At 67.7% G+C, this 23,067-nt stretch carries 23 protein-coding genes; 15 read left to right on the top strand and 8 right to left on the bottom strand.

Annotated features, from left to right (window positions below):
- Nucleotides 1-175: 175 nt before the first annotated feature.
- Both ASF16_RS20305 and ASF16_RS20310 read right to left on the bottom strand, forming a co-directional pair.
- Entirely contained in the window at nucleotides 176-814 is a 639-nt protein-coding gene (locus ASF16_RS20305; RefSeq protein WP_056171533.1) for an FMN-binding negative transcriptional regulator, read from the bottom strand.
- 1 nt (nucleotide 815) lies between these two features.
- Nucleotides 816-1,301 (bottom strand): OsmC family protein, encoded by a 486-nt coding sequence (locus tag ASF16_RS20310; protein WP_056171534.1) that lies wholly within the window; start codon nucleotides 1,299-1,301, stop codon nucleotides 816-818.
- Between the two features lie 100 nt (nucleotides 1,302-1,401).
- Between ASF16_RS20310 and ASF16_RS20315 the strand changes: the two genes are divergently transcribed.
- On the top strand, nucleotides 1,402-2,943 hold the full coding sequence (locus tag ASF16_RS20315; RefSeq protein WP_235507455.1) for a PLP-dependent aminotransferase family protein: 1,542 nt from the start codon (nucleotides 1,402-1,404) through the stop codon (nucleotides 2,941-2,943).
- Nucleotides 2,944-3,104: 161 nt separating this feature from the next.
- Nucleotides 3,105-3,968 carry a hypothetical protein gene (locus tag ASF16_RS20320; protein WP_156372148.1) on the top strand — a complete coding sequence of 288 codons (864 nt, stop codon included), beginning with the start codon at nucleotides 3,105-3,107 and terminating at the stop codon, nucleotides 3,966-3,968.
- A gap of 59 nt (nucleotides 3,969-4,027) precedes the next feature.
- On the opposite strand, the gene ASF16_RS20325 is transcribed toward ASF16_RS20320, so the two are convergent.
- Nucleotides 4,028-5,104 carry an MBL fold metallo-hydrolase gene (locus ASF16_RS20325; protein WP_056171538.1) on the bottom strand — a complete coding sequence of 359 codons (1,077 nt, stop codon included), beginning with the start codon at nucleotides 5,102-5,104 and terminating at the stop codon, nucleotides 4,028-4,030.
- A gap of 139 nt (nucleotides 5,105-5,243) precedes the next feature.
- Between ASF16_RS20325 and ASF16_RS20330 the strand changes: the two genes are divergently transcribed.
- The 5 genes from ASF16_RS20330 (at nucleotide 5,244) to ASF16_RS20350 (ending at nucleotide 10,372) form a co-directional block, all read left to right on the top strand.
- Nucleotides 5,244-5,897, top strand: coding sequence for a TetR/AcrR family transcriptional regulator (locus ASF16_RS20330; protein ID WP_056171540.1), 654 nt, complete (start codon nucleotides 5,244-5,246; stop codon nucleotides 5,895-5,897).
- A 99-nt stretch (nucleotides 5,898-5,996) separates the two neighbouring features.
- The gene (locus ASF16_RS20335; protein ID WP_056171542.1) at nucleotides 5,997-6,545 is read left to right on the top strand and encodes a gamma carbonic anhydrase family protein; all 549 of its coding nucleotides are present in this window, start codon (nucleotides 5,997-5,999) and stop codon (nucleotides 6,543-6,545) included.
- Between the two features lie 239 nt (nucleotides 6,546-6,784).
- Nucleotides 6,785-8,665 carry a radical SAM protein gene (locus ASF16_RS20340; protein ID WP_056171763.1) on the top strand — a complete coding sequence of 627 codons (1,881 nt, stop codon included), beginning with the start codon at nucleotides 6,785-6,787 and terminating at the stop codon, nucleotides 8,663-8,665.
- Nucleotides 8,666-8,825: 160 nt separating this feature from the next.
- Nucleotides 8,826-9,491 carry a hypothetical protein gene (locus ASF16_RS20345; RefSeq protein ID WP_156370406.1) on the top strand — a complete coding sequence of 222 codons (666 nt, stop codon included), beginning with the start codon at nucleotides 8,826-8,828 and terminating at the stop codon, nucleotides 9,489-9,491.
- Between the two features lie 173 nt (nucleotides 9,492-9,664).
- A complete protein-coding gene (locus ASF16_RS20350) occupies nucleotides 9,665-10,372 on the top strand; it encodes an HAD family phosphatase (RefSeq protein ID WP_056171546.1) in 708 nt (235 codons plus the stop codon).
- Nucleotides 10,373-10,517: 145 nt separating this feature from the next.
- On the opposite strand, the gene ASF16_RS20355 is transcribed toward ASF16_RS20350, so the two are convergent.
- Complete coding sequence (locus tag ASF16_RS20355) at nucleotides 10,518-10,805, bottom strand: hypothetical protein (RefSeq protein ID WP_056171548.1); 288 nt, start codon at nucleotides 10,803-10,805, stop codon at nucleotides 10,518-10,520.
- A gap of 161 nt (nucleotides 10,806-10,966) precedes the next feature.
- Between ASF16_RS20355 and dinG the strand changes: the two genes are divergently transcribed.
- The 7 genes from dinG to ASF16_RS20390 all read left to right on the top strand — a co-directional run bounded on the left by dinG (nucleotide 10,967) and on the right by ASF16_RS20390 (nucleotide 17,016).
- The gene (gene dinG / locus ASF16_RS20360) at nucleotides 10,967-13,147 is read left to right on the top strand and encodes an ATP-dependent DNA helicase DinG (RefSeq protein ID WP_056171550.1); all 2,181 of its coding nucleotides are present in this window, start codon (nucleotides 10,967-10,969) and stop codon (nucleotides 13,145-13,147) included.
- 49 nt (nucleotides 13,148-13,196) lie between these two features.
- Nucleotides 13,197-13,556 carry a zinc ribbon domain-containing protein YjdM gene (locus ASF16_RS20365; RefSeq protein ID WP_056171551.1) on the top strand — a complete coding sequence of 120 codons (360 nt, stop codon included), beginning with the start codon at nucleotides 13,197-13,199 and terminating at the stop codon, nucleotides 13,554-13,556.
- A 6-nt stretch (nucleotides 13,557-13,562) separates the two neighbouring features.
- Nucleotides 13,563-14,048 carry a macro domain-containing protein gene (locus ASF16_RS20370; RefSeq protein ID WP_200926941.1) on the top strand — a complete coding sequence of 162 codons (486 nt, stop codon included), beginning with the start codon at nucleotides 13,563-13,565 and terminating at the stop codon, nucleotides 14,046-14,048.
- Between the two features lie 118 nt (nucleotides 14,049-14,166).
- Entirely contained in the window at nucleotides 14,167-14,673 is a 507-nt protein-coding gene (locus tag ASF16_RS20375) for a pyridoxamine 5'-phosphate oxidase family protein (RefSeq protein WP_056171553.1), read from the top strand.
- A gap of 70 nt (nucleotides 14,674-14,743) precedes the next feature.
- Nucleotides 14,744-15,007 carry a hypothetical protein gene (locus ASF16_RS20380; protein WP_235507456.1) on the top strand — a complete coding sequence of 88 codons (264 nt, stop codon included), beginning with the start codon at nucleotides 14,744-14,746 and terminating at the stop codon, nucleotides 15,005-15,007.
- A 177-nt stretch (nucleotides 15,008-15,184) separates the two neighbouring features.
- Nucleotides 15,185-15,613, top strand: a complete 429-nt coding sequence (locus ASF16_RS20385; protein ID WP_056171770.1) for a hypothetical protein — start codon at nucleotides 15,185-15,187, stop codon at nucleotides 15,611-15,613.
- A gap of 38 nt (nucleotides 15,614-15,651) precedes the next feature.
- The gene (locus tag ASF16_RS20390; protein WP_056171555.1) at nucleotides 15,652-17,016 is read left to right on the top strand and encodes a PHB depolymerase family esterase; all 1,365 of its coding nucleotides are present in this window, start codon (nucleotides 15,652-15,654) and stop codon (nucleotides 17,014-17,016) included.
- Nucleotides 17,017-17,074: 58 nt separating this feature from the next.
- Here ASF16_RS20390 and ASF16_RS20395 read toward each other — a convergent pair whose 3' ends face one another.
- Nucleotides 17,075-17,356 (bottom strand): hypothetical protein, encoded by a 282-nt coding sequence (locus ASF16_RS20395; RefSeq protein WP_056171556.1) that lies wholly within the window; start codon nucleotides 17,354-17,356, stop codon nucleotides 17,075-17,077.
- A gap of 226 nt (nucleotides 17,357-17,582) precedes the next feature.
- Between ASF16_RS20395 and ASF16_RS20400 the strand changes: the two genes are divergently transcribed.
- Nucleotides 17,583-18,227 (top strand): PolC-type DNA polymerase III, encoded by a 645-nt coding sequence (locus tag ASF16_RS20400; RefSeq protein WP_056171557.1) that lies wholly within the window; start codon nucleotides 17,583-17,585, stop codon nucleotides 18,225-18,227.
- Between the two features lie 18 nt (nucleotides 18,228-18,245).
- Here ASF16_RS20400 and ASF16_RS20405 read toward each other — a convergent pair whose 3' ends face one another.
- The 3 genes from ASF16_RS20405 to ASF16_RS20415 all read right to left on the bottom strand — a co-directional run bounded on the left by ASF16_RS20405 (nucleotide 18,246) and on the right by ASF16_RS20415 (nucleotide 23,063).
- A complete protein-coding gene (locus tag ASF16_RS20405; RefSeq protein ID WP_235507457.1) occupies nucleotides 18,246-19,463 on the bottom strand; it encodes a PepSY domain-containing protein in 1,218 nt (405 codons plus the stop codon).
- Nucleotides 19,464-19,478: 15 nt separating this feature from the next.
- Entirely contained in the window at nucleotides 19,479-21,926 is a 2,448-nt protein-coding gene (locus ASF16_RS20410; protein WP_082517062.1) for a TonB-dependent siderophore receptor, read from the bottom strand.
- Nucleotides 21,927-22,013: 87 nt separating this feature from the next.
- Nucleotides 22,014-23,063, bottom strand: a complete 1,050-nt coding sequence (locus tag ASF16_RS20415) for a FecR domain-containing protein (protein WP_056171563.1) — start codon at nucleotides 23,061-23,063, stop codon at nucleotides 22,014-22,016.
- Nucleotides 23,064-23,067: the final 4 nt, after the last annotated feature.

A 23,067-nucleotide genomic window follows, 5' to 3' on the forward strand; every position in this document is an offset into this window, starting at 1 on the left:
CCGCACCCACCCCCACCCCCCACCGTTCACGCTGAGCCTGTCGTGGCGCCGCGCAAGGCTTCGGCAAGCCCAGCCCGAACGGTATGGGTGGGTTTGACGGTGCTTGAAGACCCCAGCAGGCCCCATCGCTTGCCTATCAAGCGCCAAGAGCTATGAATGGCATAGCAAACAGTGGCTAGATGCCAGGCCCTCGTTCCACCAGCGCCGCCATGGCCAGCGCTTGCGGCGTGCCTTCCGCCGTCAGCCCCTCGACGACGCCGGCGCGGTCCGTGTCCGTGCGGTTCTGGCTCACCTTCCAGATGCCTTCCCAGCGCTCCACCGCCAGCTCCACGCCCACGATGGCGCCCAGCAATTTCTGCAGGTAGTCGGCGGGCGCGGCGTCCACGTGCCAGGGGTGCGGGCGGTGCGATTCATGCGCCTCGGTCAGGGTGTGCAGGATGGCGCGCAGGCGCTCGGGGTTGCCGTCTATGGCGCTCAACGTGCCGTGAGCATGCACCGTGGCGTAGTTCCAGGTGGGCACCTGCTTTCCGTCGATGGCCTTGGACGGGTACCACGACGGCGACACATACGCCTGCGCGCCGTGGAACACGGCCACCGCGTGCTGCGGCAGCAGCGGCCACACGCCGTTGCCACGGCCCACGTGGCCCACCAGCGTGCCGTGCGGGCCGCGCGTGGGGTCCAGGTACAGCGGCACGTGGTTGACGTGCAGGGCGCCCTCGTGCGACACGACCAGGGTAGCCAGGGGCTGGTCCCGCACCAGGCCTTGCAGGACGGCGGCGTCGGTCACCTGGAACTGGCGGTTGGCGATGGTCATGTCAGGCTCCTTCCCCTTCAACTTCCAGCACGGGCGCGCAGTCGATCTGCGTCTTGACCGAATTGGCCAAAAAGCATGCCGCGTGCGCCTGGTGGTGCAGGTCGGCCAGCACCTCTGCGGTCGGTGCGTGCGCGGCATCAAAGCGTGTGACGGGCCGCAGCAGCACGTGCGAGACCACCAGGCGGCCCTGCGCGTCCTTGGCCATGGTGCCCACGGCCGCATCGGTGTAGCTGTCCACGCGCCAGCCTGCGCGGCAGGCGAAGTCCAGGAACCACAGCATGTGGCAGCTCGACAGCGCGGCCACATAGGCTTCTTCCGGGTCCACGGCCGCGGCGTCGGAGTAGGGCAGCGGCACCACATGCGGCGACGACGAGCCGGCCACCACGGCGCCGCCATCGAACTGCCAGCTGTGCGCGCGGTGGTAGCGCTTGTCCAGAAAGTCGTCGCTGCCACGGGACCAGGCGATGGTGGCGGTGTGCTCGGCCATAGGATCTTTCTTGTGGGTCCGGGCCTCGCAGGCAGCCCGGATGGTTTCTAAAATGGTTCTTCAGTTTATGGCGGCATTGCCACAACCAAGGGGCCAATTCATGCCGGTTGCCAGAGCCAATCCCAAGACGCCCACCGCCCCCGCTGGTACATCCAGCGCTCGCCCGGGCCTGCTGCGCCAGCAGGTGTACGAGCAGCTGCGCGGCGCCATCGAGCAAGGGCGGCTGCCCGCAGGCACGCGCCTGCCACCGTCGCGCGAGCATGCGGCCGGCCTGGGCGTGTCGCGCAACACCGTGCTGTGGGCCGTGCAGCGCCTGCAGGCCGAAGGGTATGTGGAGGCCCGTGTGGGCGACGGCACCTATGTGTCGCAGGCCGCGGGTACGGCGCCCACGCAAGGCCTGGTGGCGCCGCCGCGCGGGCTGTCGAAGCGCGGGCAGCTCATCGCAGAGACGGCGGCGCGCTGGCGGCCGCCGCATGTGGCGGCGCGGGCGTTCCGCATCGGCGCACCCGAGGTGGACACCTTTCCGTTCGCGCTGTGGGACCGCCTGGCCCGCCAGGCCAGCCCCGGCCAGCGCAGCGCCCGCGCGCAGTACCTGGACCCTGCGGGCGACCCCCAACTGCGCCAGGCCATTGCGCTGTGGCTGTGGGCGTCGCGCGGCATCCGCTGCGATGCGGCGCAGGTGGTGGTGTGCTCGGGCTCGCAGCAGGGCATCGATCTGATCGCCCGGCTGCTGCTGGACGCGGGCGACGAGGTGCTGGTGGAAGACCCCGGCTACCCCGGCATCCGCGCCAGCCTGCTGGGTCACGGCGTGCTGGCGCGGCCCGTTGCGCTGGATGCGCAGGGCCTGCGCATCGCCGAGGGCGCCGCGCAGTGGCCCGGTGCGCGCATGGCCGTGGTCACGCCCACGCACCAGTTCCCCACCGGCGTGTGCATGCACCTGGCGCGGCGCCAGGCCCTGCTGCAGTGGGCCCGCACGCACGACGCCTGGGTGGTGGAGGACGACTACGACGGCGAATTCCAGTACGGCAAGCACGATGGCAAGGCCCAGCGCGTGCCCGCCCTGTGCAGCCTGCCGGGCTCGGAGCGGGTGTTGTACGTGGGCACGTTCTCCAAGACCCTGCACCCCGGGCTGCGCCTGGGCTTCGTGGTCGTGCCGCCCGCGCTGGTGGAAGCCTTTGCCATGGCCCGCGCCATCACCGACCGGCACGCGCCGGGCGACGCCCAGGCGGTGCTGGCGCGCTTCATCGCCGAAGGCCACCTGCTGCGCCACCTGCGCCAGATGCGCGAGCTGTACCAGCATCGCCAGCAGGTGCTGATTGATGCCCTGGCCGATGCCAGCGGCGGCGCACTGCAACTGGCGCCCAGCGACCGGGGCATGCACCTGCTGCTGGAAAGCGCGCCCGGCAGCAACGACGAAGCCCTGAGCCGCAGCGCGCTCACCGCCGGGGTGATGCTGGCGCCCCTGTCGCGCTACGCGATGGAGTCGACCCGGCGCGGCTGGCTGTTCGGCTATGCGGGCTACAGCGAGGCCGAGATCGTGGCCGCGGCCCGGGTGGTGGCAGCTTTGTCCTTGCCACACGTGCGCGCGCCGCATACAAACGTGTCGTCCACCCCGCCACACACCCGCAGAAAGACGGCATGACCACTTTGAAGAAAATCGCGTTCACCTCGTGCATGTCGACCGAGGTTTTTTCCGCACGCCAGCCCGTCTGGGAAGACATAGGCTGGCACAAGCCCGACGTGCTGGTGTTGCTGGGCGACTCGATCTACATCGATTGCCCCTGGCCCAAAGGACCCGACGGCATGGTCACCGAACCCGCATTGCTGAACCCAAGCGATTTTGCGGCGCATGTGCACCGCCTGTACCGCAAGCAACTGGCAGTGCCCGAGTTTCGGACACTGCTGCAGCAAGACGGACTGGCCACTTACGCGATCTGGGATGACCACGACTTCCTGTGGAACGACGCGCGTCAACAGCAGGCCTTGAGCCACTTGGAGCACGCGGTCTACTCCAGCAATCTGTTTCAGTGCTGGCGCGACGCATTGGCGGGTGTTGCGCCGTTCCCAGTCACCGCGATGGACCCGCGGGTGCTCAAGAACATCGGCGTGCCGCGAGGGCAAGTGCGCTTCAACGACGCCATGCCTGGCTACCGCTGCCAGGTGCTGTTTGCCGGGTCGGTGGTGCTGCACCTGACGGACGGGCGCTCGTGGCGCGACGGGCCGACGCTGTTGGGCACCCAGCAAAAAGCCACGATGCAGGCGCGCATGGCCGACTATCCGAACGCGCGGCATCTGGTGGCCAGCGGTTCGACCATCAACGGCTGGGAGATCAACGGCTGGAAGCACTATCCCGAAGACCTGAGGTGGCTGTTGGCGTTGGCCGAAACGTATGACGTGCGCGTGCTCAGCGGAGACATCCACGAGATTGATCGCAAGGCCACATGGACGGAAAAGGGTGGGCGCCAGCTGCACGAGTACATCGCCTCCGGGGCGGCAGTGGATTTCGCTCCACCGTTGCTCGCCGGGTTTTTCCCAGCCAACATTCCTGTGACAGCCCAGCGCCAGTTCGGGCTGATCACCCTTCAGGATGGTCTGCCTCCCAACGTGCAGTTCTTCAAGGACGGACGGCGACAGGGCGACATCAGCGACCCGGTACCGGGCGCCTGACACCCACGGGCGGTTGCCAGGCCCAGCCATCGCAGTACCGCAGTTAACCCGCTACCGCGCTACCGCGCTGCAGTGCCCGCGCCTGCGTCCACCGCCGCCCCGCGCCACCACTGCTTCGACAGCGCAGGCCGCCGAATATCCAGCCGCTCCCCCATCACGGGCGCCACCAGCGGGACGCCCGCCTTGTCGGCCAGTGCGGTGATGCGGTCGAACGGGTCGGTCCACACGTGCATCGCCAGATCGAACGTGCCGTTGTGGATGGGCATCAAATGGTGGCCCTTCACGTCCAGGTGGGCCTGCAGGCTTTCCTCGGGCTGCATGTGAACGTCGGGCCATTGGGCATCGTAGGCGCCGGTTTCGATCATGGTCAGGTCGAACGGGCCGAAGCGCTCGCCGATGGCCTTGAAGCCGTCGAAGTAGCCCGTGTCGCCGCTGAAGAAGATGCGCGTCGCATCGGTGCCTTCGCCTGCCTCCATCACCCACGACGCCCACAGCGTGCGGTTGCCGTCGGACAGCGTGCGGCCCGAGAAGTGTTGCGCGGGCGTGGCTACCAGCTTCACGCCGGCGATGGTGGTGCCTTGCCACCAGTCGAACTGCTGCACCTTGGCCGCCGGCACGCCCCAGGCGATGAGGCGGTCGCCCACGCCCAGCGGCGTGACGAAGTGCGCGACCTTGGGGGCCAGCTGCAGGATGGCCGCGTGGTCCAGGTGGTCGTAGTGGTCGTGCGACAGCACCACGCCGGTGATGGGCGGCAGCTCGTCGATGGCAATCGGCGGCGCATGGAAGCGCTTGGGGCCCATGAAGGAAAACGGCGAGGCACGCTCGGAGAACACCGGGTCGGTCAGCCAGAACTGGCCCTGCAGCTTGAGCAGCATGGTCGAGTGGCCCAGGCGCCACAGGCTCAGGTCCGGCGCGGCCAGCAGGTCGGTCTGCGTGAGCGGCAGCACCTGGGGCGGCTTTGCGGGCACCGCATCGGCGGGCTTGTCGGTCATGAAGCGCCACATGATGCCCATCGTCTTGGCAAAACCCGGCGCCTGGCGCGGCGCGGCGTTGCGGAACTTGCCGTCCACCTGTTGGGGCGACTGTTCATACGATGTTGCCGGCAGGGAGGTGCAGGAAAGGATGCTGTAGGCCATGGCGGTGACGACGGTAAGGATGAGGAAGATGCGGGGAATTGGTGGAATGCGGCGAAGCATAAGTGCTTTTTCCGAAAAGTGCACTGCACAGTGTAGTTCACTTTTATAAAAAGTAAACTCCCCGGTGTAAAATGGGGCCATGACCGAGCCTGCCACAGTGATTGCCCCCACCCGCCTGACCGACCGCAAGCGCGAGGCCATCGTGCAGGCCGCCATCGGCGAGTTCCGCGAACATGGTTTCAACGGCACCAGCATGGACCGCGTGGCCGCGGCGGCCGAGGTGTCCAAGCGCACGGTGTACAACCACTTTCCCAGCAAGGACGAGCTGTTCGGCGCCATCCTGGACCACCTGTGGGACCGCAGCCATTCGCTGCCCGACGTGGCCTACGACGCGCACCAGCCGCTGCGCGCACAGTTGCTGGCGGTGCTGGACCAGAAGATGGAGCTGCTGAACGACGCGAGCTTCATCGACCTGTCGCGCATGGCGATGGCCGAGATGATGCACACCCCCGAGCGCGCCCGGGCCATGGTGGCGCGCCTGTCCGAGAAGGAGGAGGGCCTGCCCCGCTGGATTCGCGCCGCCCAGCAGGACGGCGCACTGCGCGCGGGCGTGGACCCGCAGTACGCCGCCCACCAGCTGCACGGCATGGTCAAGTCGTTCGCCTTCTGGCCCCAACTGGCCATGGGCGGCGCACCGCTCACCGCGCCCGAGCAGCAGCAGGTACTGGGCGATGCGGTGGACATGTTCCTGGGCTTCTATGCGGTACCGCGCCAGGGCGCTGCAGCCGTTTGAAGCCGTTTTGATGGCGCCTTGATCCTGCCTTTTTGAAACCGCGAGCCGTTACGCTCGCCGCTCCACCGGTCTCTTCATCCACTCACCCGCAGCGCCGCCATGCCCCTCGCCCCCTACCTCGATACCTTCCCCACCGTCGATACCGGCGTCTTCGTGCACGACTCCGCCCAGGTCATCGGCGATGTCACCCTGGGCCGCGACAGCTCGGTGTGGTGCAACGCGGTGCTGCGCGGCGACGTGAACCGCATCGTGGTGGGCGAATGCAGCAATGTGCAGGACCTGACCATGGGCCACGTGTCGCACCGCAATCCAGCCAAGCCCGAGGGCTCGCCGCTCGTCATCGGCAACTACGTGACCATCGGCCATTCGGTCATCCTGCACGGCTGCCGCATCGGCGACGAGTGCCTGATCGGCATGGGCTCGATCGTCATGGACGACACGGTGATCGAAGACCGCGTGATGTTGGGTGCTGGCAGCCTAGTCTCGCCCGGCAAGGTGCTGGAAAGCGGCTACCTCTACATCGGCCGGCCCGCGGTGCGCCAGCGCGCGCTGACCGAGGCTGAGATCGCGTACCTCAAATACTCGGCCGAGCACTATGTGCGGGTGAAGAACAACTACCTTGCGGGCGGCACCGCGATGGGGACCTAGCCACCGGACGGACAGGGTCCCGCCGCCCAGGCGCCCCGCGGGTCCGCACGCATCACGATGCCCGCACCAGCCAGCGTTTGCCGCTGGGCAGCCCGTTCCGCGATCGCATAGCGATGTGTGCACCCAGCCAATGTCTTTCGCCTGCGCCGATAATCGGCATCCGCCCCATGGCGGCCCCCACCATGCCTGCCGCCGCCCTCTCCCCCACCACCACGCGCGTGCTCGCCGTCATCCCGCCGATGACGCAGCTGAACACGCCCTATCCGTCCACCGCGTACCTCACGGGCTTTCTGCGCTCGCGCGGCATCACCGCGTTCCAGGAAGACCTGGCGCTGGCCCTGGTGCTGCGGCTGCTGTCGCCCGACGGCCTGAAGGACGTGGCGGCGCGCGTGGCGGCCCTACCTGCCAAACAGCGCAGCCCCGCCGTGCAGTCGTTTGCCGCGCAGCAGGACCGGTACCTGGCGACCATCGGCCCGGCCATTGCCTTTTTGCAGGGCCGCGACAGCACGCTGGCGCACCGCATTGCCGGGCGGCACTACCTGCCCGAGGGGCCGCGCTTCGCGACGCTGGACGTCTATGTGGACGACGAAGGCGGCGACCCGCTGGGCTGGGCGTTCGGCGCTCTGGGACTGCACGACAAGGCCAAGCACCTGGCCACGCTGTACCTGAACGACCTGGCCGATGTGCTGCGCGACGCGGTGGACGAGCGCTTCGAGTTCGTGCGCTACGCCGAGTCGCTGGCGGGCAGCCAGCCCACGTTCGACCCGCTGGCCACGGCGCTGGCCGCGCCGCCCACGCTGGTGGACGACCTGCTGGTGCAGCTCACGCACGAGGCCATCGAGCGCCACCAGCCCACGGTGGTGCTGCTGTCGGTACCGTTTCCAGGGTCCGTGTACGCGGCGTTTCGCATCGCGCAGGCCGTCAAGGCCCGCTGGCCGCACATCGCCACGGTGCTGGGCGGCGGCTTTGTGAACACCGAGCTGCGCGAGCTGGCCGACCCGCGCGTGTTCGACCATGTGGACTACGTGACGCTGGACGCGGGCGAACGCCCGCTGCTGGCGCTGCTGGAGCACCTGCAGGGCCAGCGCGGCCGCCAGCGCCTGGTGCGCACCTTCGTGCGCAACGACGGCGAGGGCGGCGATGGCGCGGTGCAGTACATCAACATGATGGAAGCCGACGTGGCCTTTGCCGAGGTGGGCACACCCACCTGGGACGGCCTGCCGCTGGACCGTTATCTGTCGCTGCTGGACATGCTCAACCCCATGCACCGGCTGTGGAGCGACGGGCGCTGGAACAAGCTCACCGTGGCGCACGGCTGCTACTGGAAGAAGTGCAGCTTCTGCGACGTGAGCCTGGACTACATCAGCCGCTACGAGGGCGCGAGCGCCGAGGTGCTGGCCGACCGCATCGAATCAATAGTGCGCGAGACGGGCCAGACGGGCTTTCACTTCGTGGACGAAGCCGCGCCGCCCAAGGCGCTCAAGGCCCTGGCGACCGAGCTGATCGCGCGCAACGCCGGCATCAGCTGGTGGGGCAATGTGCGGTTCGAGAAAACCTTCACGCCCGACTTGGCCGAGCTGATGGCCGACAGCGGCTGCATCGCGATATCGGGCGGGCTGGAAGTCGCGTCCGACCGGCTGCTGCAACTGATGAAAAAAGGCGTGTCGGTGGACCAGGTGGCGCGCGTGACCAAGGCGTTCACCGACGCGGGCATCCTGGTGCATGCGTACCTGATGTACGGCTTTCCGACGCAGACCGTGCAGGACACGGTGGACGCGCTCGAATACGTGCGCCAGCTGTTCGCCAACGGCTGCATCCAGAGCGGGTTCTTCCACCGCTTTGCGTGCACGGTGCACTCACCCGTCGGCAAGAACCCCGAAGAGTACGGCGTGACGCTGGCACCTTTGCCGCCGGGCGACTTTGCGAAGAACGACGTGGCCTTCATCGACCCCACGGGCGTGGACCACGATGCGCTGGGCGCGGGCCTCAAGAAGGCGATCTACAACTACATGCACGGCATCGGGGTGGAAGAGGACGTGCGCATGTGGTTCCCGTTCAAGGTGCCCAAGACGACGGTAAAGCGGGATCGGATCGAGCGGGCGCTGCGGGAGCGGGGTTAGTGCAGACGCAGCATTGTTCGACGGTCGTCTCCACCATTCGCCGAGGTTCGCCACCAGCATGCAGTGCGCGCGCTTGAAGAACGCATAATCCGCCCAAAACTATGTGCCTCCCATCCAGGCACCGGCGGAGGCCGAAATGATGAAGGATCGGAGAGAACCATTGCTTCTTGCCCGTCAGCCCACGGCCTGTGTCAACGGGATCAGGCCAACTGTTGGGGCTGCGATAGCATCCATTTTTCTGTCGCTTCCGAGCTCATTGCTGGCGGCCGGAGGCCCCGGCTTCGGAGGCAGCGTCTTGTGGGAACTGTGGGGGTTGCCCATGCTGGGGTTGGCCGCGACTGGTGTGGTCATGGCTTTGCGAGGGAAAGCGGGCGCGTGGGGTATTACGGTCGGTTGTTTGGGCGCTTTGATTGCGCTGATCTGCTTGAGCGATAAAGGCCTGCTCGGAACACTCTTCCTGGGTCCCTGGGCACTTTTTATCGGCACGCTGCTGTTGGGTGTACTTCCGGCATTTTTACCCAGCAGCCCACCCCCGGCTCCGGCGTCTGATTGCCACTACGCTGACGGAACTGACATTCAGGTTGGCGATCGGGTGTCCCTGACGGACCTTGACAATTCGCTCGGCACCATCGCCGCTGTCGTCGGCACCAACCAATGGGGTGCGGGGTACTCCAAAGAGTCCTTCAACAACATTTCGCAGGGATTTCTCGTCGTATTGGATGATGGGCGCAAGCTGTTCTTCGACCGATCAAAACAAGCCCTCCATTTCATCGCGAGAGCACGCGACGGCGTGCCGCTTGAAACACTTCCTTCGCGCATGGGCTAGAACCTTCGGTATGGCATGCCGAGCCGGCTGGAGTGCCGCACATTGGCCGCACTGGCCGCGAGGAAGGGGTATCAACATCCAAGATGGCGACAGCGTAGAAGTACAGAGTGCATGCCCGTGGTATCCACTACGGCTATCCAAAATGGCTGCCCACTGCGGAGCAACGCAGTTCAATGACTGAACCACAACGCGCACCCCGTTTCCGAGCCGCCATTTTCGACATGGACGGCCTGCTCATCGACTCCGAGCGCGTGACCCTTCGCGCCTGGATCGATGCGGCAAAAACGTTGAACTGCGTACTGGCGGAGGCGGACTACCTGCAGGTCGTGGGTCGCGCGTCGCCGGATTCGGACGCCCTGCTGACTGCGATGCTGGGAGGGCGGCGGATGTTCGAACAGGTGCTGCGCGAGGTCGCCACACGGCTCGCAGACACCGACAGCGAGCCGCTGTTTCCCATCAAGCCGGGTGCCGCCGTGCTGCTGCAAACTCTGCGCGATGCCGGAGTGCCGTGCGCAGTGGCTTCGTCTTCACGCCGCGATGAGATCGAGCACCGCCTCGCGCGCGTGGGTGTGTTGCACCACTTCCAGGCGCTGGCGGGCGGCAACGAGGTGGAGCGCGGCAAGCCCGACCCGGCGCTTTACCGGCTGGCCGCAGCGCGGCTGGGCGTGGACCCGGCGCAGTGCCTGGCTTTCGAAGACAGCGAGAACGGGGCGCGTGCAGCGCAGGCGGCGGGCGTGGCAGTGGTGGTCGTGCCCGACCTCAAGCACCCTGCGGACGACATCGCAGCACGCTGCCACGGCGTGCTCGCGTCGCTGGAGGTGGCGTACGGACATGTAGGGCAGTGGTTTATCGATAACAGAGCAACGCAGAAGCGCCTGTGAAAACAGGCCTTGAAGGGAGGGCGCTCTGGAAGACCGGAGCACATCCGGGCGGCATGTTCTGGCACTCAGAAAGTGGCCTGCCCGCTTGTGTGCACCGCCACCAGCTATCAAATGTGAAGCAAAGCGGTACCCCACCGCGCTATTTCTATTTCTGCTTCTGGTATGCGTTGTGCGCAGGCACCCCGCGGTCCGTGTCCTGCAGCCCGCGTTTGACATCCTTGTACGCCTGCTCGATCTCCGGGTGGCGTTCGCCATCGGTCATGTCGGTGGACTGGTCGCGTTCGTGGGGCAGGCGGGCTTCCGGGCCACCCAGGTCTTCAGGGCCGCTGCCGGGCTGCTCTGTCGGGTTGGTGGTGTTCGTGCGGCGCTCGGTGCGGGCCGGCACGGGGGCGGATGGGGTGACGTCTTTTTCTTGGCTGGGGGATTGGGCCATGGAGCCTCCGGATACTGGTGGGCGTCGCGCTGCGACGGGGCGGCCTGAGAGGCCGATGCACCATGCTATGCAGCGCAATCGCGCGCCCATGTAGGCGGGTGCGCCCACCCGGCGCGGGGCGGTGACCGATCTGCGGCCCGCGCGGCATGCGACACTACTGTATGTCTCAACAGGTGTGGGCCGCGCAGGCCCTTGAATCGTTCGATGCGGTGGTGCAGGCCACGCCGGGTTTTCGCAGCCGCACCGGCCAGCGGCGCATGGCCGAGCAGGTGGCGCACACATTCAGCTCCGCCACGCTGGGCAAGGTGGACAGCGAAGACGGCGACGCCGCCGCGCCCACGCGCGCCATCGCGGTGATCCAGGCCGGCACGGGCGTGGGCAAGTCGCTGGCCTACTGCGCCCCCGCCATTGCACTGGCGCTGTCGCGCGGCACGCGGGTGCTGATCTCCACCGCCACCGTGGCGCTGCAGGAGCAGTTGGTCAACAAGGACCTGCCCGCGCTGGCCGCGCTCATGCCCCAGCCCTTCAAGTTCGCGCTGGCCAAGGGGCGCGGGCGCTATGTGTGCAAGCTCAAGCTCGACCGCCTTGCGGGCACGGGCGAGGCCGAGGACGAATCCGACGACGACGATCTGTTTGCCGAAGAAGAAGCCGCCGCCCGCGCCAAGCGCCCGCGGCAGGAGACCGAGGCGCGCATCCAGTTCTACGGTGCCATGGCGCAGACCCTGGCCAAGGGCGCGTGGGACGGCGACCGCGACAGCCTGGAGACCCCGCCCGAGCCCGAGGTGTGGAGCCCCGTGGCGGCAGAGGGCGCATCGTGCACCGGCAAGCACTGCCCCGCGTTCAGCCAGTGCACCTACTACGACAAGCGCAAGGAGCTGGTGGGCGCACAAGTCATCGTGGCCAACCACGACCTGCTGCTGTCGTCGCTGGGCGCGCGCGTGCTGCCCGAGCTGGACAACTGCCTGCTGGTGCTGGACGAAGCCCACCACCTGCCCGCCACAGCGCTGCAGCAGTTCGCGTGCAGCATGGACATGTCGCGCCTGACCTGGATCGACCGCCTCTCCAGCCGGGGCCTGCGCATCGGTGCGCTGCTGGAGGTCGAAGAGATTGCCGACATCCCGCGCCACGCGGCGCAGCTGCGCCAGACGCTGCAGGACCTGGCGCGCATCGTGATGGACGTGTACGGCGCGGCGCTCAAGAGCCAGAAGGACACCTGGGGCCCGGCGCGCGTGCGGGTGCCGCGCGGCGAGCTGCCCGAGCCGCTCATCGCACCGCTGGGCCTGCTGGCCGCCAGCGCCGACGGGTTTCTCGAGGCCCTGCGCGCCATCAGCAAGGCCCTGCGGGCCGAGATGCGCGACAAGCCGGAAGAGGCCAAGCGCCTGTCCACGCTGTACGCGCAGATCGGCATGCTCGCGCCGCGGCTGGAAGAGCTGCACGCCACCGCGCAGCTGCTGCTGCAGGATGCTCCGCCGGGCGCCGACCGCAGCTTCGTGCCGGCCGCCAAGTGGTTCACGCTGGAGGTCGACGGCGACTTCATCGTGGTCAAGGGGCACGCCAGCCCCATCCTGCCGGGCACCACGCTGCGCAACCACCTGTGGAACGCGGTGCGCGGCGCGGTGCTCACGTCGGCCACGCTCAACAGCTGCGGCAATTTCGACTTCTTCCTGCGCGAAGCGGGCCTGCACGGCGACGAGACCACGACCACGCTGGAGGTGCCGAGCCCCTTCAACTACGCCGCGCAGGGCACGCTGATCGCGGCCGAGACGCGCGCCGACCCCAAGAACGCCGCGCAGTTCACGGCCGAGATGGTCGATGCGCTGCTGCACGACATCGCCCGCGTGGAATACGGCGCGCTGGTGCTGTTCACCTCGCGCGAACAGATGCGCCAGGCCGTGGATGCGCTGCCCACCGCCATGCGCAGCGTGGTGCTGGTGCAGAACGCGCTGCCGCGTACGCAGCTGCTCAAGCGCCACCGCGAGCGGGTGGAGAACGGCGAGCCCTCGGTCATCTTCGGCATGCAGTCCTTCGGTGAAGGGCTGGATTTGCCCGGGCGGCTGTGCGAGTCGGTGTTCATCACCAAGCTGCCGTTCGCCCCGCCCGACGACCCCGTGGGCGAAGCCCGTGCCGAGTGGCTGCGCGCCGTGGGGCGCGACCCGTTCAGCGAACTGGTGGTGCCCGCCACCGCCATCCGCCTGGCGCAATGGGTGGGACGCGCCATCCGCACCGAAGACGACCAGGCCCACGTGTACTGCTACGACAAGCGCCTGATGCGTACGAGCTACGGCCAGCGCCTGCTCAAGGGCCTGCCGCCCTTTGCACTGCAGCAGCGTGCGCCGCTGTAGCGCCAACGGCCCCGACGACCATCCACCGATTCCCTGACCTGACACCCCGATGCCCCACACCACCCCCGCCTGCCCCCAATGCGGCCAGGAGAACACCTACCCCGACGCCAGCCTGTACGTGTGCCCCGACTGCGGGCTGGAGTGGCCCCAGGCCGCTGCAGCCACCGACGAAGAGGCTGCGGACGCGGGCGACGCAACCGTGCGCGATGCCAACGGCAACCCCTTGGCCGACGGTGATGCGGTGATCCTGGTGAAGGACCTCAAGGTGAAGGGCTCGTCATCGACGCTCAAGAAGGGCACCAAGATCAAGAGCATCCGCCTGGTGGACGGCGCCGACGGCCACAACGTGGACTGCAAGACGGACCTGGGCAGCATGCTGCTGAAGTCCGAGTTTCTGAAGAAGGCGTGAGCCCCTGTGCAACGCAGCACCGCGGCAGTGAAGGTGGTGGAGGGCGACCTGCTGGACCAGCACGCCGACGTGATCGTCAACGCCTGGAACCGCAACATCATCCCGTGGTGGTTGCTGCTGCCGCAGGGCGTCTCGGGCGCGATCAAGCGGCGGGCTGGGTACCAGCCGTTTCGTGAACTGGCCCGCCATGGCCCCATACCGCTGGGCGGTGCCGTGCTGACGGGGGCAGGCCGGCTGCCCCACCAGGGCATCATCCACGTGGCGGGCATCAGCCTGTGGTGGGTGTCGTCGCAGCGCTCCATCCAGCAGTCCGTGCTGTCGGCCATGGCGTTGGTTCAGCAGCATGGCTTCGGGTCGGTGGCGTTTCCGATCATCGGCGGCGGGACCGGGGGCACCCGCGCAGACCAGGCGCTGCAGTGGATGCTGCAGAGTCTTGAGAGCGTGGATTACGCGGCTGCAGTGACCATCGTGAAGTACACCGCGCGGCGGTGACGCGGTGCTGCGGCGCATGTCAGACAAGCGCCCACGCACAGGCGGGCAGGCAGACGACGCCGGGCACACGCCAACGGGCGGACAGTCGCTTCATACCTCATCGCACTGGAGCCCTTTCATGCCTAGCAACAGCACACCCGCCCACGACACCCTGTGGAAACTCATCAAGGACATCCGCTTCGGGATGCTCACCCACCGCACCGCGTCGGGCATGCTGCATGCACACCCCCTGACCACGCAAAACCGCAGCATCGATGAGCACAACGAGCTGTACTTCTTCATCTCCAAGTCCGGCGAGCTGTACGAGCGCCTGCTGACCGATGGCGAAGTCAACGTGTCGTACGCCGACCCAGGCGACGACAGCTATGTCTCGCTGTCGGGCCAGGCCCGCTTCATCGACGACCTGGCACAAAAGGAAGCGCTGTGGTCGCCCATGGCCAAGGCCTGGTTCCCGGGCGGCTACACCGATGCCGACCTGGCCCTGCTGGCCGTGCGCATCCGCCACGCCGAGTACTGGGACGTCAAGGAAAGCAAGATGGTCCAGCTGTTCAAGATGGCCAAGGCGGCCGTCACCGGCGAGCCTCCGCGCGAGCTGGGCGAGCACAAGGAACTGACCCTGTCCTGATCCGCCGGCGCTGCCGCATGCCGGCGCGCCAACCCTGCTTCAACATCATCCACCCCACCAGGAGGCTTTAATGAGCAGCAAAGAAAACCGCCGTGAAGACGGCGATATCAGTACCGATGCCGACCGCACCACCCAGGACAACGAAGGCTCCGGCAAGGTTGCCCTGGCCCACAACAGCACCGGCGACAAACCCGCCACGCAGCTGAACCAGGGCCGCCGCTCCCCCGAGAGCCGCCACGACCGCGACGCCCACATCGGCAGCGGCAACCAGGTGCAATCGCGCCGGGGCTCCGCTGGCAGCACCGGTGGCGGCGGTAGCCGCGGCGCGGGCTGAGGCGGCGCCGCGCAGCGCTCCACATCCGGGTTTCCATGGCCCGCTACGAAAAGAGCCTCCGGGCTCTTTTTTTATTTGGGGACGAGCTCTTGAAAAGATGTCGAAGCCATCCAATTGACATCCATACACCATCCAATAAACATCCATATGGATGGCAACTCAGCAACCGAGAGTACCATGGCATCCACCCCACCTGCACCTGTGGCCGTGCGCGGCAAAGTCCCTGATTCGGAAAAAATCACCATCAACCTGGGGTTCGTGGACCTGGGCCACATCGACCTGCTGGTGTCCGAAGGCTTTTATGCCAACCGCACGGACTTCATCCGCACGGCCATCCGCAACCAGCTGACTGCCCAGGGCGACGCCGTGCGGCAGGTGGTGGCCCGCAAGATGCTTGTGCTCGGTCTGCAGCGATTCGGCCGCGCCGAGCTGGAAGCCGTGCAGGCGGCAGGGCAGGTGCTGGAGATCCGCGTGCTGGGCCTTGTCAGCATCGATAACGACGTACCCGCCCCGCTGGCGGAGGCCACCATCGCCTCCGTCACGGTGCTGGGTGCCTTTCATGCCAGCACCGCCGTCAAGGCGGCGCTGGCCGGGCGCATCCACTGACGGCAGCGCCGCCCACCCCACAACCCCAAGGAACCCCGATGGACTGGAACCACAAACTCAAGCAACTGATGGGTGAAGCCACCCAACTGGTGCGCACCGGCCATCTGGCGGATGCCACCCGGGCCATTCAACAGGCGCTGGGCCAACCAGCGACGGCGCCTGCCGCGGCGCAAGGTACCCCCGGCACACCGAATGCCCCCGCCCCCAGCACCACCGCGGGGCAGCCGCCAGCGCCCGGTGCCAGCTTTCGCACCGCCACGCCGTGGCGCACCGGCGTGGCGCAGGATGTGGAAGACGCCGTGGTTATCGAGCGAGAGACCCGCCCCGGCGAGGGCCGCGCCGCCACCGACCACACAGGCCGCCAGAGCGCGAGCACCGGGCAAGCCAGCCCAGCCAGCGCTCTATCCACTGCGCCCTTTGCAACGCTCTCGGGCCCCTCAAAGGCTGAACCGGCGGGCAACTCCGCCAGCGCCGAGGCACCGGGCAGCTTTACCCGCGTGGCCTTCAGCCACCCCGGCGCGCCGCACAACCTGCACCACTACCACCTGTACGTGCCGCCCGGCGCGGCCACCGGCACGCCCATGCCCCTGGTGCTGATGCTGCATGGCTGTACGCAAAACCCCACGGACTTTGCCACCGGCACCGGCATGAACCACGCTGCCGCGCCCGCCAACGCACTGGTGCTGTACCCCGCGCAGCCGAACAGCGCCAACCCCAACGGCTGCTGGAACTGGTTCCGCCCCGAAGACCAGCGCCGCGGCAGCGGCGAGCCCGCGCTGCTGGTGGCCATGGTGCGCGACGTGATGGCACGCCACCCGGTGGATGCCCAGCGCGTCTACGTGGCAGGCCTGTCCGCCGGCGGCGCCATGGCCGCCTTGCTGGGCCGCGAGTACCCGGACGTGTTTGCCGCCGTGGGCGTGCACTCGGGCCTCTCGGCCGGCGCCGCGCACAACGTGATGGGCGCACTGTCGGCCATGAAGACGGGCGCCAAGCCCCACCCCCGCGGCACGCCTGTGGCGGCACCGGGCCAGCCAGTCACCCCGGTGATCGTCTTCCATGGCGATGCAGACCCCACGGTCAGCGCGCGCAACGGCGAACAGGTGGTGCAAGCCGCACTGGGCGCCGTGGCTGGCGGCGCTGCAGTGCTGCACAAAACCGTGCAGCAAGGGCAGTCGGGCAGCGGACAGCGCTACACGCGGGCGGTGCACAGCCGCGCGGCGGCCGCTGGCGGTGAGTCCGTCAACGCAGGCCCCGTGGTGGCAGAGCACTGGGTGTTGCATGGCGCAGGCCACGCCTGGGCCGGTGGCAACGCGCAGGGCAGCCACACCGACCCGCGCGGGGTGGATGCCACGGGCGAGATGCTGCGGTTCTTTCTGGAGCAGCGGCTTGCGGCCCAAGGTTGACATCGGGGCACACGCCCCGGGTGCGAGAGTCCGCGCCGCGTCTTGGCGACGGGCTGCCTCAATAGGTCACGGTGATGTTGGCATTCCGGGCGCCGACCCTGACATGCTCGGATTCCAGATCTGTCTTGAGAACGTCCTTGGTTCCGCCAGCAGAGACGTTAAACGGATTGCCATAACCGGCTGATGCCTTGATGGCGCTGCTGTAGGTTTTTGAGCCGGCGGGCAGATAGTCGACATGCACTCTGGCCTGGGCGCCAGGGGCGGCAATGTGCATGCCGGTGGAATTGCCGAGATCAATCTCCTTAGAGTCGTCTTGGGCGATGTTGACGGTAGTAGGCATAGAGGATCTCCTGGAAGTTGAGGGAAGCCCGGCGACGTGCCAGGCCCGGAAAGCCAATGTAGGCAGGCGAGATCGGAATGGCGATGACAGGCGATTACATGGCGCCGCGCCGGGCTCTGCATAAAGCCGCACTCCAGACACGCGGGGGTGGGCACACAGCACGCACCGGCTGGCGGGACCTGCGGCAAACACGGCGGCACAATCCTTCTTTTTCGCATCCACACCCATGCCCCCCATCGCCGTCATCGACTTTGAAACCACCGGCGTCTCGCCCGGCCAGGGCGCACGCGCGACCGAAGTCGCCATCGTGCTGCTGGAAAAAGGCCAGGTGGTGGACCGCTTTCAGAGCCTGATGAAGACGGGCGCGTGGATTCCGGCATTCATCACGCAACTGACCGGCATCACCAACGCCATGGTGAACGCCGCGCCCGATGCTGCAGGCGTCATGGCCGACGCGGCGCGGTTTGTGGGGGATGCACCGATGGTGGCGCACAACGCGGCGTTCGACAGCAAGTTCTGGCAGGCCGAATTGGCACTCGCCGGCGTGGCCGCACCGCACCCGTTTGCCTGCACGGTGCTGCTGTCGCGCCGCCTGTATCCCCAGGCGCCCAGCCACAAGCTCGGGACGCTGGTGGACTACCACGGCCTGCCGCGCACCGGCCAGGCCCACCGCGCGCTCGCCGATGCCGAGATGGCCGCCGCGCTGCTGGCGCGCATCCAGCACGACCTGCGCACGCAGTGGCGCGTGGCCGAGCCAGGCCATGCGCTGCTGATGGCGTTGCAGCGCTGTGCGAAGCCGGGCATAGGAAAACTGCTGGCGCAGCATGGCGAGATTGCGCCGACCGCGCTGCAGGCGGTGCCGGCCGCGTGATCGTTCTGCCAACGCTGGTCAATCAGCGCGGCGGTGCGCCCTTGCACGGCGCTTGCGGGCCCAGACCATGATGCCGGTCACGCTGAGCATGGCGACCACGACACCCACCAAGCCCACGGCAATGCGGTAGGCCAGGCCCCCGATTTCTCCGGTATGCAACACGCGCAGCCAGGCCGATACCTGGTCGCCTCCCAGTCCCCGGCCCTCGAAGTTCGTGAGCAGCACCGCCCCGGTGTCCCCGTCGATCCAGAGATCGGAGCGGCCCACTTCGTCGCGCAGGTCCCAGCTAGTGCGTGTGCGGTACAGGTAGGCACCCTGGGCGGGTCGGTACCACAGGCTGTCCTCACGCAGCACCTGGAACCCCTGGCTCGATGCCAGGGACTGCAGGCTGTCGCGCGCGCGGGCATGCGCCACGCGCCAGTCCAGCCGGGGCTCCCACCGCGGCGCTGGCAGGCGGGGCGGCCGCTGCCGCGCTTCGTCCTGGAAAGAAAAAGCGGTCGACATCACCGGGCGGTAGACAGCCTCGCGCAGGTTGAGCATGACACTGGACCAGGCGAACACGAGCAATGCAACCCACAGCCACAAGCCGAATGCACGGTGCAGGTCCAGTGTGAAGCGGTAGGCGGAGGCACCGCGCTTGATGCCCCATGCCGGACGCCATTTGCGCAGAAATGGCTGGCCCCGAGGCAAGGTCAGCCACAGGCCTGTGAAGCAGTCGAGCGTCCACACGAGCGCGACGGCGCCCATGAACCACTTGCCCCACGGATGCGGCAGGGCCAATGCCTCGTGCAGGCGCCAGACGAAGGGCACGAGGTTTTCGGCGTGCCATCGGCCTTCGGACCACAACACACCCCATTGCCGGTCGCCCAGTACCGCTCCGGTGTACGGGTCGACAAAAACCTGATCCCGCGTGGGCACGATGGGATCGCCCGAGATGGCGTGGGGCCGCGGCATGAGGAAGAACATCAGCGAGTGACCCGGCTGCGGAAAGCCCAGGTAGTCTGCCCGTGCCGCGGGGTAACGCTGCTGCAACTGCTCGCGCAGCACGAACGGGTCCTGCAGGCTGCGAACCGTGTCTGAACCGTGCGGCACTGCGACCTGAAACAGCTGCGGGTTGAGCAGGGCCTCGAGCTCGTTCTTGAAAGCGAGCACGCTGCCCGTAAGGCCCGCCGCAGCGAGAAACAACGCCGTTGCCAAGCCTGCCCAGCGGTGCAGCCGCCCAGCCAGGACGCGCACTCCAGCCACTCTTTGCTACCAGCGGTAAGCGACGCTGGCGGCCACCGAACGCGGCGCGCCGTAGTCGCAGCCGGTGACACCGTTGTAGCAGACCGAAGGTATGTAGCGCTTGTCAGCCAGGTTGCTCACGTTGACTGCGTAGTGCCACGGACCCTGTTCATAGCCTAGCCGCAGATCCGCCAAGGTGTAGCCTGGCACGCCGGTGCTGGCACTGGCCGCGCTGCCAGGCTTGGCGGACACGTAGCGCACGCCCGCACCCAGTGTCCAACCGGGCAGCCCCCAGTTGCCCAGCCGGTAGTCCGCCCACAGCGAGGCCACATGGTAGGGCGACGCAAAGAACCGCCCACCGGCCTCGCCGGGCACATTGCTGCGGGCCACGCGCGCGTCGGTGTAGGTGTAGGCGGCCATCAGCTGCACGGCCTGACCGAGGCGGGTGTGCGCTTCGATTTCCAGGCCGCGCGACACCACTTCGCCGGTCTGTACGGAAAAGCCCGGCTCTACCGGATCGGGCGTGAGCACGTTCTTGCGCTTGAGCTGGTAAACGGCAGCCGACACGGATGTATCGCGTCCTTCGGGCTGGTAGCGAACGCCGGCTTCGTACTGCAGGCCCTTGTCGGGTGCGAAGGACTTACCCGATCGGTCGGTGCCGCCCGTAGGGTTGAACGATTGGCTGATGCTCAGGTAAGGCGCGAGCCCGCTATCGGTCAGGTAGACCAGACCCGCGCGACCGGTGGTAGCGGTGTTCTTCTGCGTCTGGCCTGCGCCGTTGAAGACATCGTCGTTGCGGAAGCGGTCGTGGCGCCCGCCCACCAGCAGCACCCAGCGGCCGTCGATCTTGATCTGGTCCTGCAGGTAGACGCCGAACTGGCGCCGGTTGTCCTTCAGATGCCGCCAGGTGCTGGTGGTGAAGGGCGCGCCATAAACGGGAGCGAAGACGTCGATGGGCGCCAGCGTGCCGCGCTCGCGCACGGTGTCGTATTCGGAGCGGGCATAGTCCACGCCGCCGAGCAGCGCGTGCTGCACGGCGCCACTGCCCAGGCGGTACTGCAGGTGGGTGTCGGTGGTGAACACCGCCGTGTGATCGTCGTGCATGCGCGACTGGCGGGCGAGCCTCTGGCGAGTCGGCCCGGCCACCCAGCCTCCGCTCAGGAAGTAGTTCGAGTCCAGGCTGGACTGAAAACGGCGCAATGCGTGGCTCAGTTGCAGGGTGTCCGATAGCGCGTGCTCGACGACGTAGCCCAGGGTGCTGATAGTGGTGTCGAAACGGTTGTAGCCCGGCTCACCAAGGTAGCGGCTGCGGGGAATCTCGCCAAGCGGGTGGTCTTGCAACGTACCGATGATGGGCAAGGTGCCGGCATCGCTCTGCCGCGACTTCTGGTGGCTGGCCAGCAGCGTGACCGCTGTGGCCGCCGACGGGCGCCAGGTGAGCGCTGGCGCCACATAGATGCGGTCGTCCCGGCCGAAGTCGATGAAGGTGTCGCTCTTGCGTGCCAGGGCCGTGAGGCGGTAGGACCACACGCCTTCGGCGCCGATGGGGCCCGTGAGGTCGGCCGACACCTGGCGGCGCTGGTGGCTTCCCACTTCGAGATTCACTTCGCGGTAGGCCTCGCGCTGGGGCCGCTTGGTCACGGTGTTGACCACTCCGCCCGGTGCCGCGGCGCCGTAGAGGATGGACGATGGGCCTTTGAGAAACTCCACACGCTCCAGGCCATAGGGTTCCTGCTTGCCGTTGTAGATGTTGGCCATGTAGCGCATGCCGTCGCGGTAGAAGCTGCCGAACTGCATGTCGGCCTGGAAACCGCGCAGGAAGAACGAATCACCCTGGCTGGGGTTGATCGCCGCAGCCCCGGAGGCGATGCCGGCGGTGTAGCCCAGGGCGTCCTGCAGCGTCTGCGCGTGCTGGATCTGCATCTGCTGGCTGCCCACGACCGAGATCGATTGCGGCGTCTCGATCAGCGGGGTGTCCGTGCGGGTGGCGGTGGCGCTACGGGTGGCCGTGTAGCCGCGCAGCGGGCTGGTGGCCGTCTCTACCTCGGCGGCGGCGGTGACGCGCACCTGGGGAAGCGTCTTTCCCGCATCGACAGGCAGAGAGTCTTGTACTCCGGCTTTTTGCGGTGCGGCCACCAGCACATAGCCCGCCGGCGTACGGCCGATGGCGTGGCCACTGCCTCGCAGCAATTCGGAGAATCCGTCCTCCACACCGTAGCTGCCCTGCAGGCCCGGGGTGCGAAGGCCCTGCACACGTGCCGCGTCCACCGCGATCGCCACGCCCGCCTGCTGGGCAAATCGGTTGAGCGCCTCCGCCAGGGGGCCGGCGGGAATGTCGTAAGACCGCGCTGCCTGGGCGGCAGGTTGCGCCTGTACGGGCAACGCGGCCGCCGCCAGCCCGGCCAGGGCCATCTGCAGCGCCAAAGGGGCGAGCCGGGCTCTCAGAACCGGGCGTGCGGGGAGGGTGAAGAGCATAGAAGGGATTCCTGGGGTGACGTTGTTCACTGCATGACGCACGAGAACGCCACAGCGGAACCGGAAACTCCCAAAAATCCAAAAAAATCAGGACTGGACGTCTACCAGAACCAGCCAGGGAGTGAGGGTGCGCACGCGCAGCTGCGGGAAGCTGGTGAGCAGCAGTTGCAAAGCCTGGTCGGTGTCGTCCAGTGGCAGCACGGCCGAAACGCGGATGCCCTCGATGGCACTGCGGTCATAGCGGAGGTGACCGGGACGGTGGCGGGCCAGCTCGTCCAGCACCTCGGACAGCGGCCGGTCGTTGGCCACCAGTTGGTGCGCGGCCCAGGCCTGCGCGGCGCTGCGTACATCGACGGGCTGCACTGCGCCGACGCCGTGGCGGGTGATGCGCACGCGTTCGCCAGCATGCACGCGGGTACCCTCGCCGCCGGCTGGGTGGCCATCAGCCTGCTGCACTGCGACGGTGGACTCCAGCATGGTGAGTTCGGTGACCGGTCCTTCGGCCATATCCATGCGCCGCACAGCGAAACGGGTGCCCAGCGCGCGGATGCGGCCCTCGGGCGTCTCCACATCGAAGGGGCGCGGACCTGCAAGCGCCTGGCCGTCGCGGGCCACGTCCACAAGGATCTCGCCCTGCACCAACTCCACGGTGCGGCCGTCCGCGCCATAGCGGACATTCACGGCACTGGCGCTGCCGAGGGTGAGGTGGCTGCCGTCGGCCAGGATGTGGGACTGCCACTGTCCCGTGGATGTTCGCAGGCCCGCCAGCAGATAGCCAGCAGGCCAGGCCTGCAGCGCGCACCAGGCCGACACGGCGAGCGCGCAGGCCATGGCCACACCAACACGCCGCGCACCGCTGCGCGGGCGTGCCAAGCCGGCGCGCAAGGCGGCCTTGGCAGCCTGGGTGGTCTGGGGGAAACCACCGGCACGTTCACGCATAGACTGGACCTGGCCCAGCAGGGATTCCATCTCGGCCGCGGCGGCCGCATGCCGGGGGTCCGTGGCCTTCCAGGCCTCAAAACCGCGCCGGGCCCGATCCCGCTCGTCTGCACCATCGGCCGTGAGCTGAACGATCCACTCGGCAGCCTGGCGGGCCATCTCCTCCTGAGCGACAGGATCAGGGATAGGGGTGCGCATGGAT

Source organism: Acidovorax sp. Leaf78 (assembly GCF_001422735.1).
In the GTDB taxonomy this organism is placed as follows: Bacteria; Pseudomonadota; Gammaproteobacteria; order Burkholderiales; family Burkholderiaceae_C; genus Acidovorax.

Bases quoted from the DNA above. Each gene is read 5' to 3' on its own strand.
- ASF16_RS20375 (WP_056171553.1), top strand. From the start codon at position 14,167: ATGCCTAGCAACAGCACACCCGCCCACGACACCCTGTGGAAACTCATC.
- ASF16_RS20390 (WP_056171555.1), top strand. From the start codon at position 15,652: ATGGACTGGAACCACAAACTCAAGCAACTGATGGGTGAAGCCACCCAA.
- ASF16_RS20330 (WP_056171540.1), top strand. From the start codon at position 5,244: ATGACCGAGCCTGCCACAGTGATTGCCCCCACCCGCCTGACCGACCGC.
- ASF16_RS20385 (WP_056171770.1), top strand. From the start codon at position 15,185: ATGGCATCCACCCCACCTGCACCTGTGGCCGTGCGCGGCAAAGTCCCT.
- dinG (WP_056171550.1), top strand. From the start codon at position 10,967: ATGTCTCAACAGGTGTGGGCCGCGCAGGCCCTTGAATCGTTCGATGCG.
- ASF16_RS20335 (WP_056171542.1), top strand. From the start codon at position 5,997: ATGCCCCTCGCCCCCTACCTCGATACCTTCCCCACCGTCGATACCGGC.
- ASF16_RS20340 (WP_056171763.1), top strand. From the start codon at position 6,785: ATGACGCAGCTGAACACGCCCTATCCGTCCACCGCGTACCTCACGGGC.
- ASF16_RS20315 (WP_235507455.1), top strand. From the start codon at position 1,402: ATGCCGGTTGCCAGAGCCAATCCCAAGACGCCCACCGCCCCCGCTGGT.
- ASF16_RS20415 (WP_056171563.1), bottom strand. From the start codon at position 23,063: ATGCGCACCCCTATCCCTGATCCTGTCGCTCAGGAGGAGATGGCCCGC.
- ASF16_RS20325 (WP_056171538.1), bottom strand. From the start codon at position 5,104: ATGGCCTACAGCATCCTTTCCTGCACCTCCCTGCCGGCAACATCGTAT.
- ASF16_RS20400 (WP_056171557.1), top strand. From the start codon at position 17,583: ATGCCCCCCATCGCCGTCATCGACTTTGAAACCACCGGCGTCTCGCCC.
- ASF16_RS20320 (WP_156372148.1), top strand. From the start codon at position 3,105: ATGGTCACCGAACCCGCATTGCTGAACCCAAGCGATTTTGCGGCGCAT.
- ASF16_RS20310 (WP_056171534.1), bottom strand. From the start codon at position 1,301: ATGGCCGAGCACACCGCCACCATCGCCTGGTCCCGTGGCAGCGACGAC.
- ASF16_RS20355 (WP_056171548.1), bottom strand. From the start codon at position 10,805: ATGGCCCAATCCCCCAGCCAAGAAAAAGACGTCACCCCATCCGCCCCC.
- ASF16_RS20380 (WP_235507456.1), top strand. From the start codon at position 14,744: ATGAGCAGCAAAGAAAACCGCCGTGAAGACGGCGATATCAGTACCGAT.
- ASF16_RS20395 (WP_056171556.1), bottom strand. From the start codon at position 17,356: ATGCCTACTACCGTCAACATCGCCCAAGACGACTCTAAGGAGATTGAT.
- ASF16_RS20350 (WP_056171546.1), top strand. From the start codon at position 9,665: ATGACTGAACCACAACGCGCACCCCGTTTCCGAGCCGCCATTTTCGAC.
- ASF16_RS20365 (WP_056171551.1), top strand. From the start codon at position 13,197: ATGCCCCACACCACCCCCGCCTGCCCCCAATGCGGCCAGGAGAACACC.
- ASF16_RS20410 (WP_082517062.1), bottom strand. From the start codon at position 21,926: ATGCTCTTCACCCTCCCCGCACGCCCGGTTCTGAGAGCCCGGCTCGCC.
- ASF16_RS20305 (WP_056171533.1), bottom strand. From the start codon at position 814: ATGACCATCGCCAACCGCCAGTTCCAGGTGACCGACGCCGCCGTCCTG.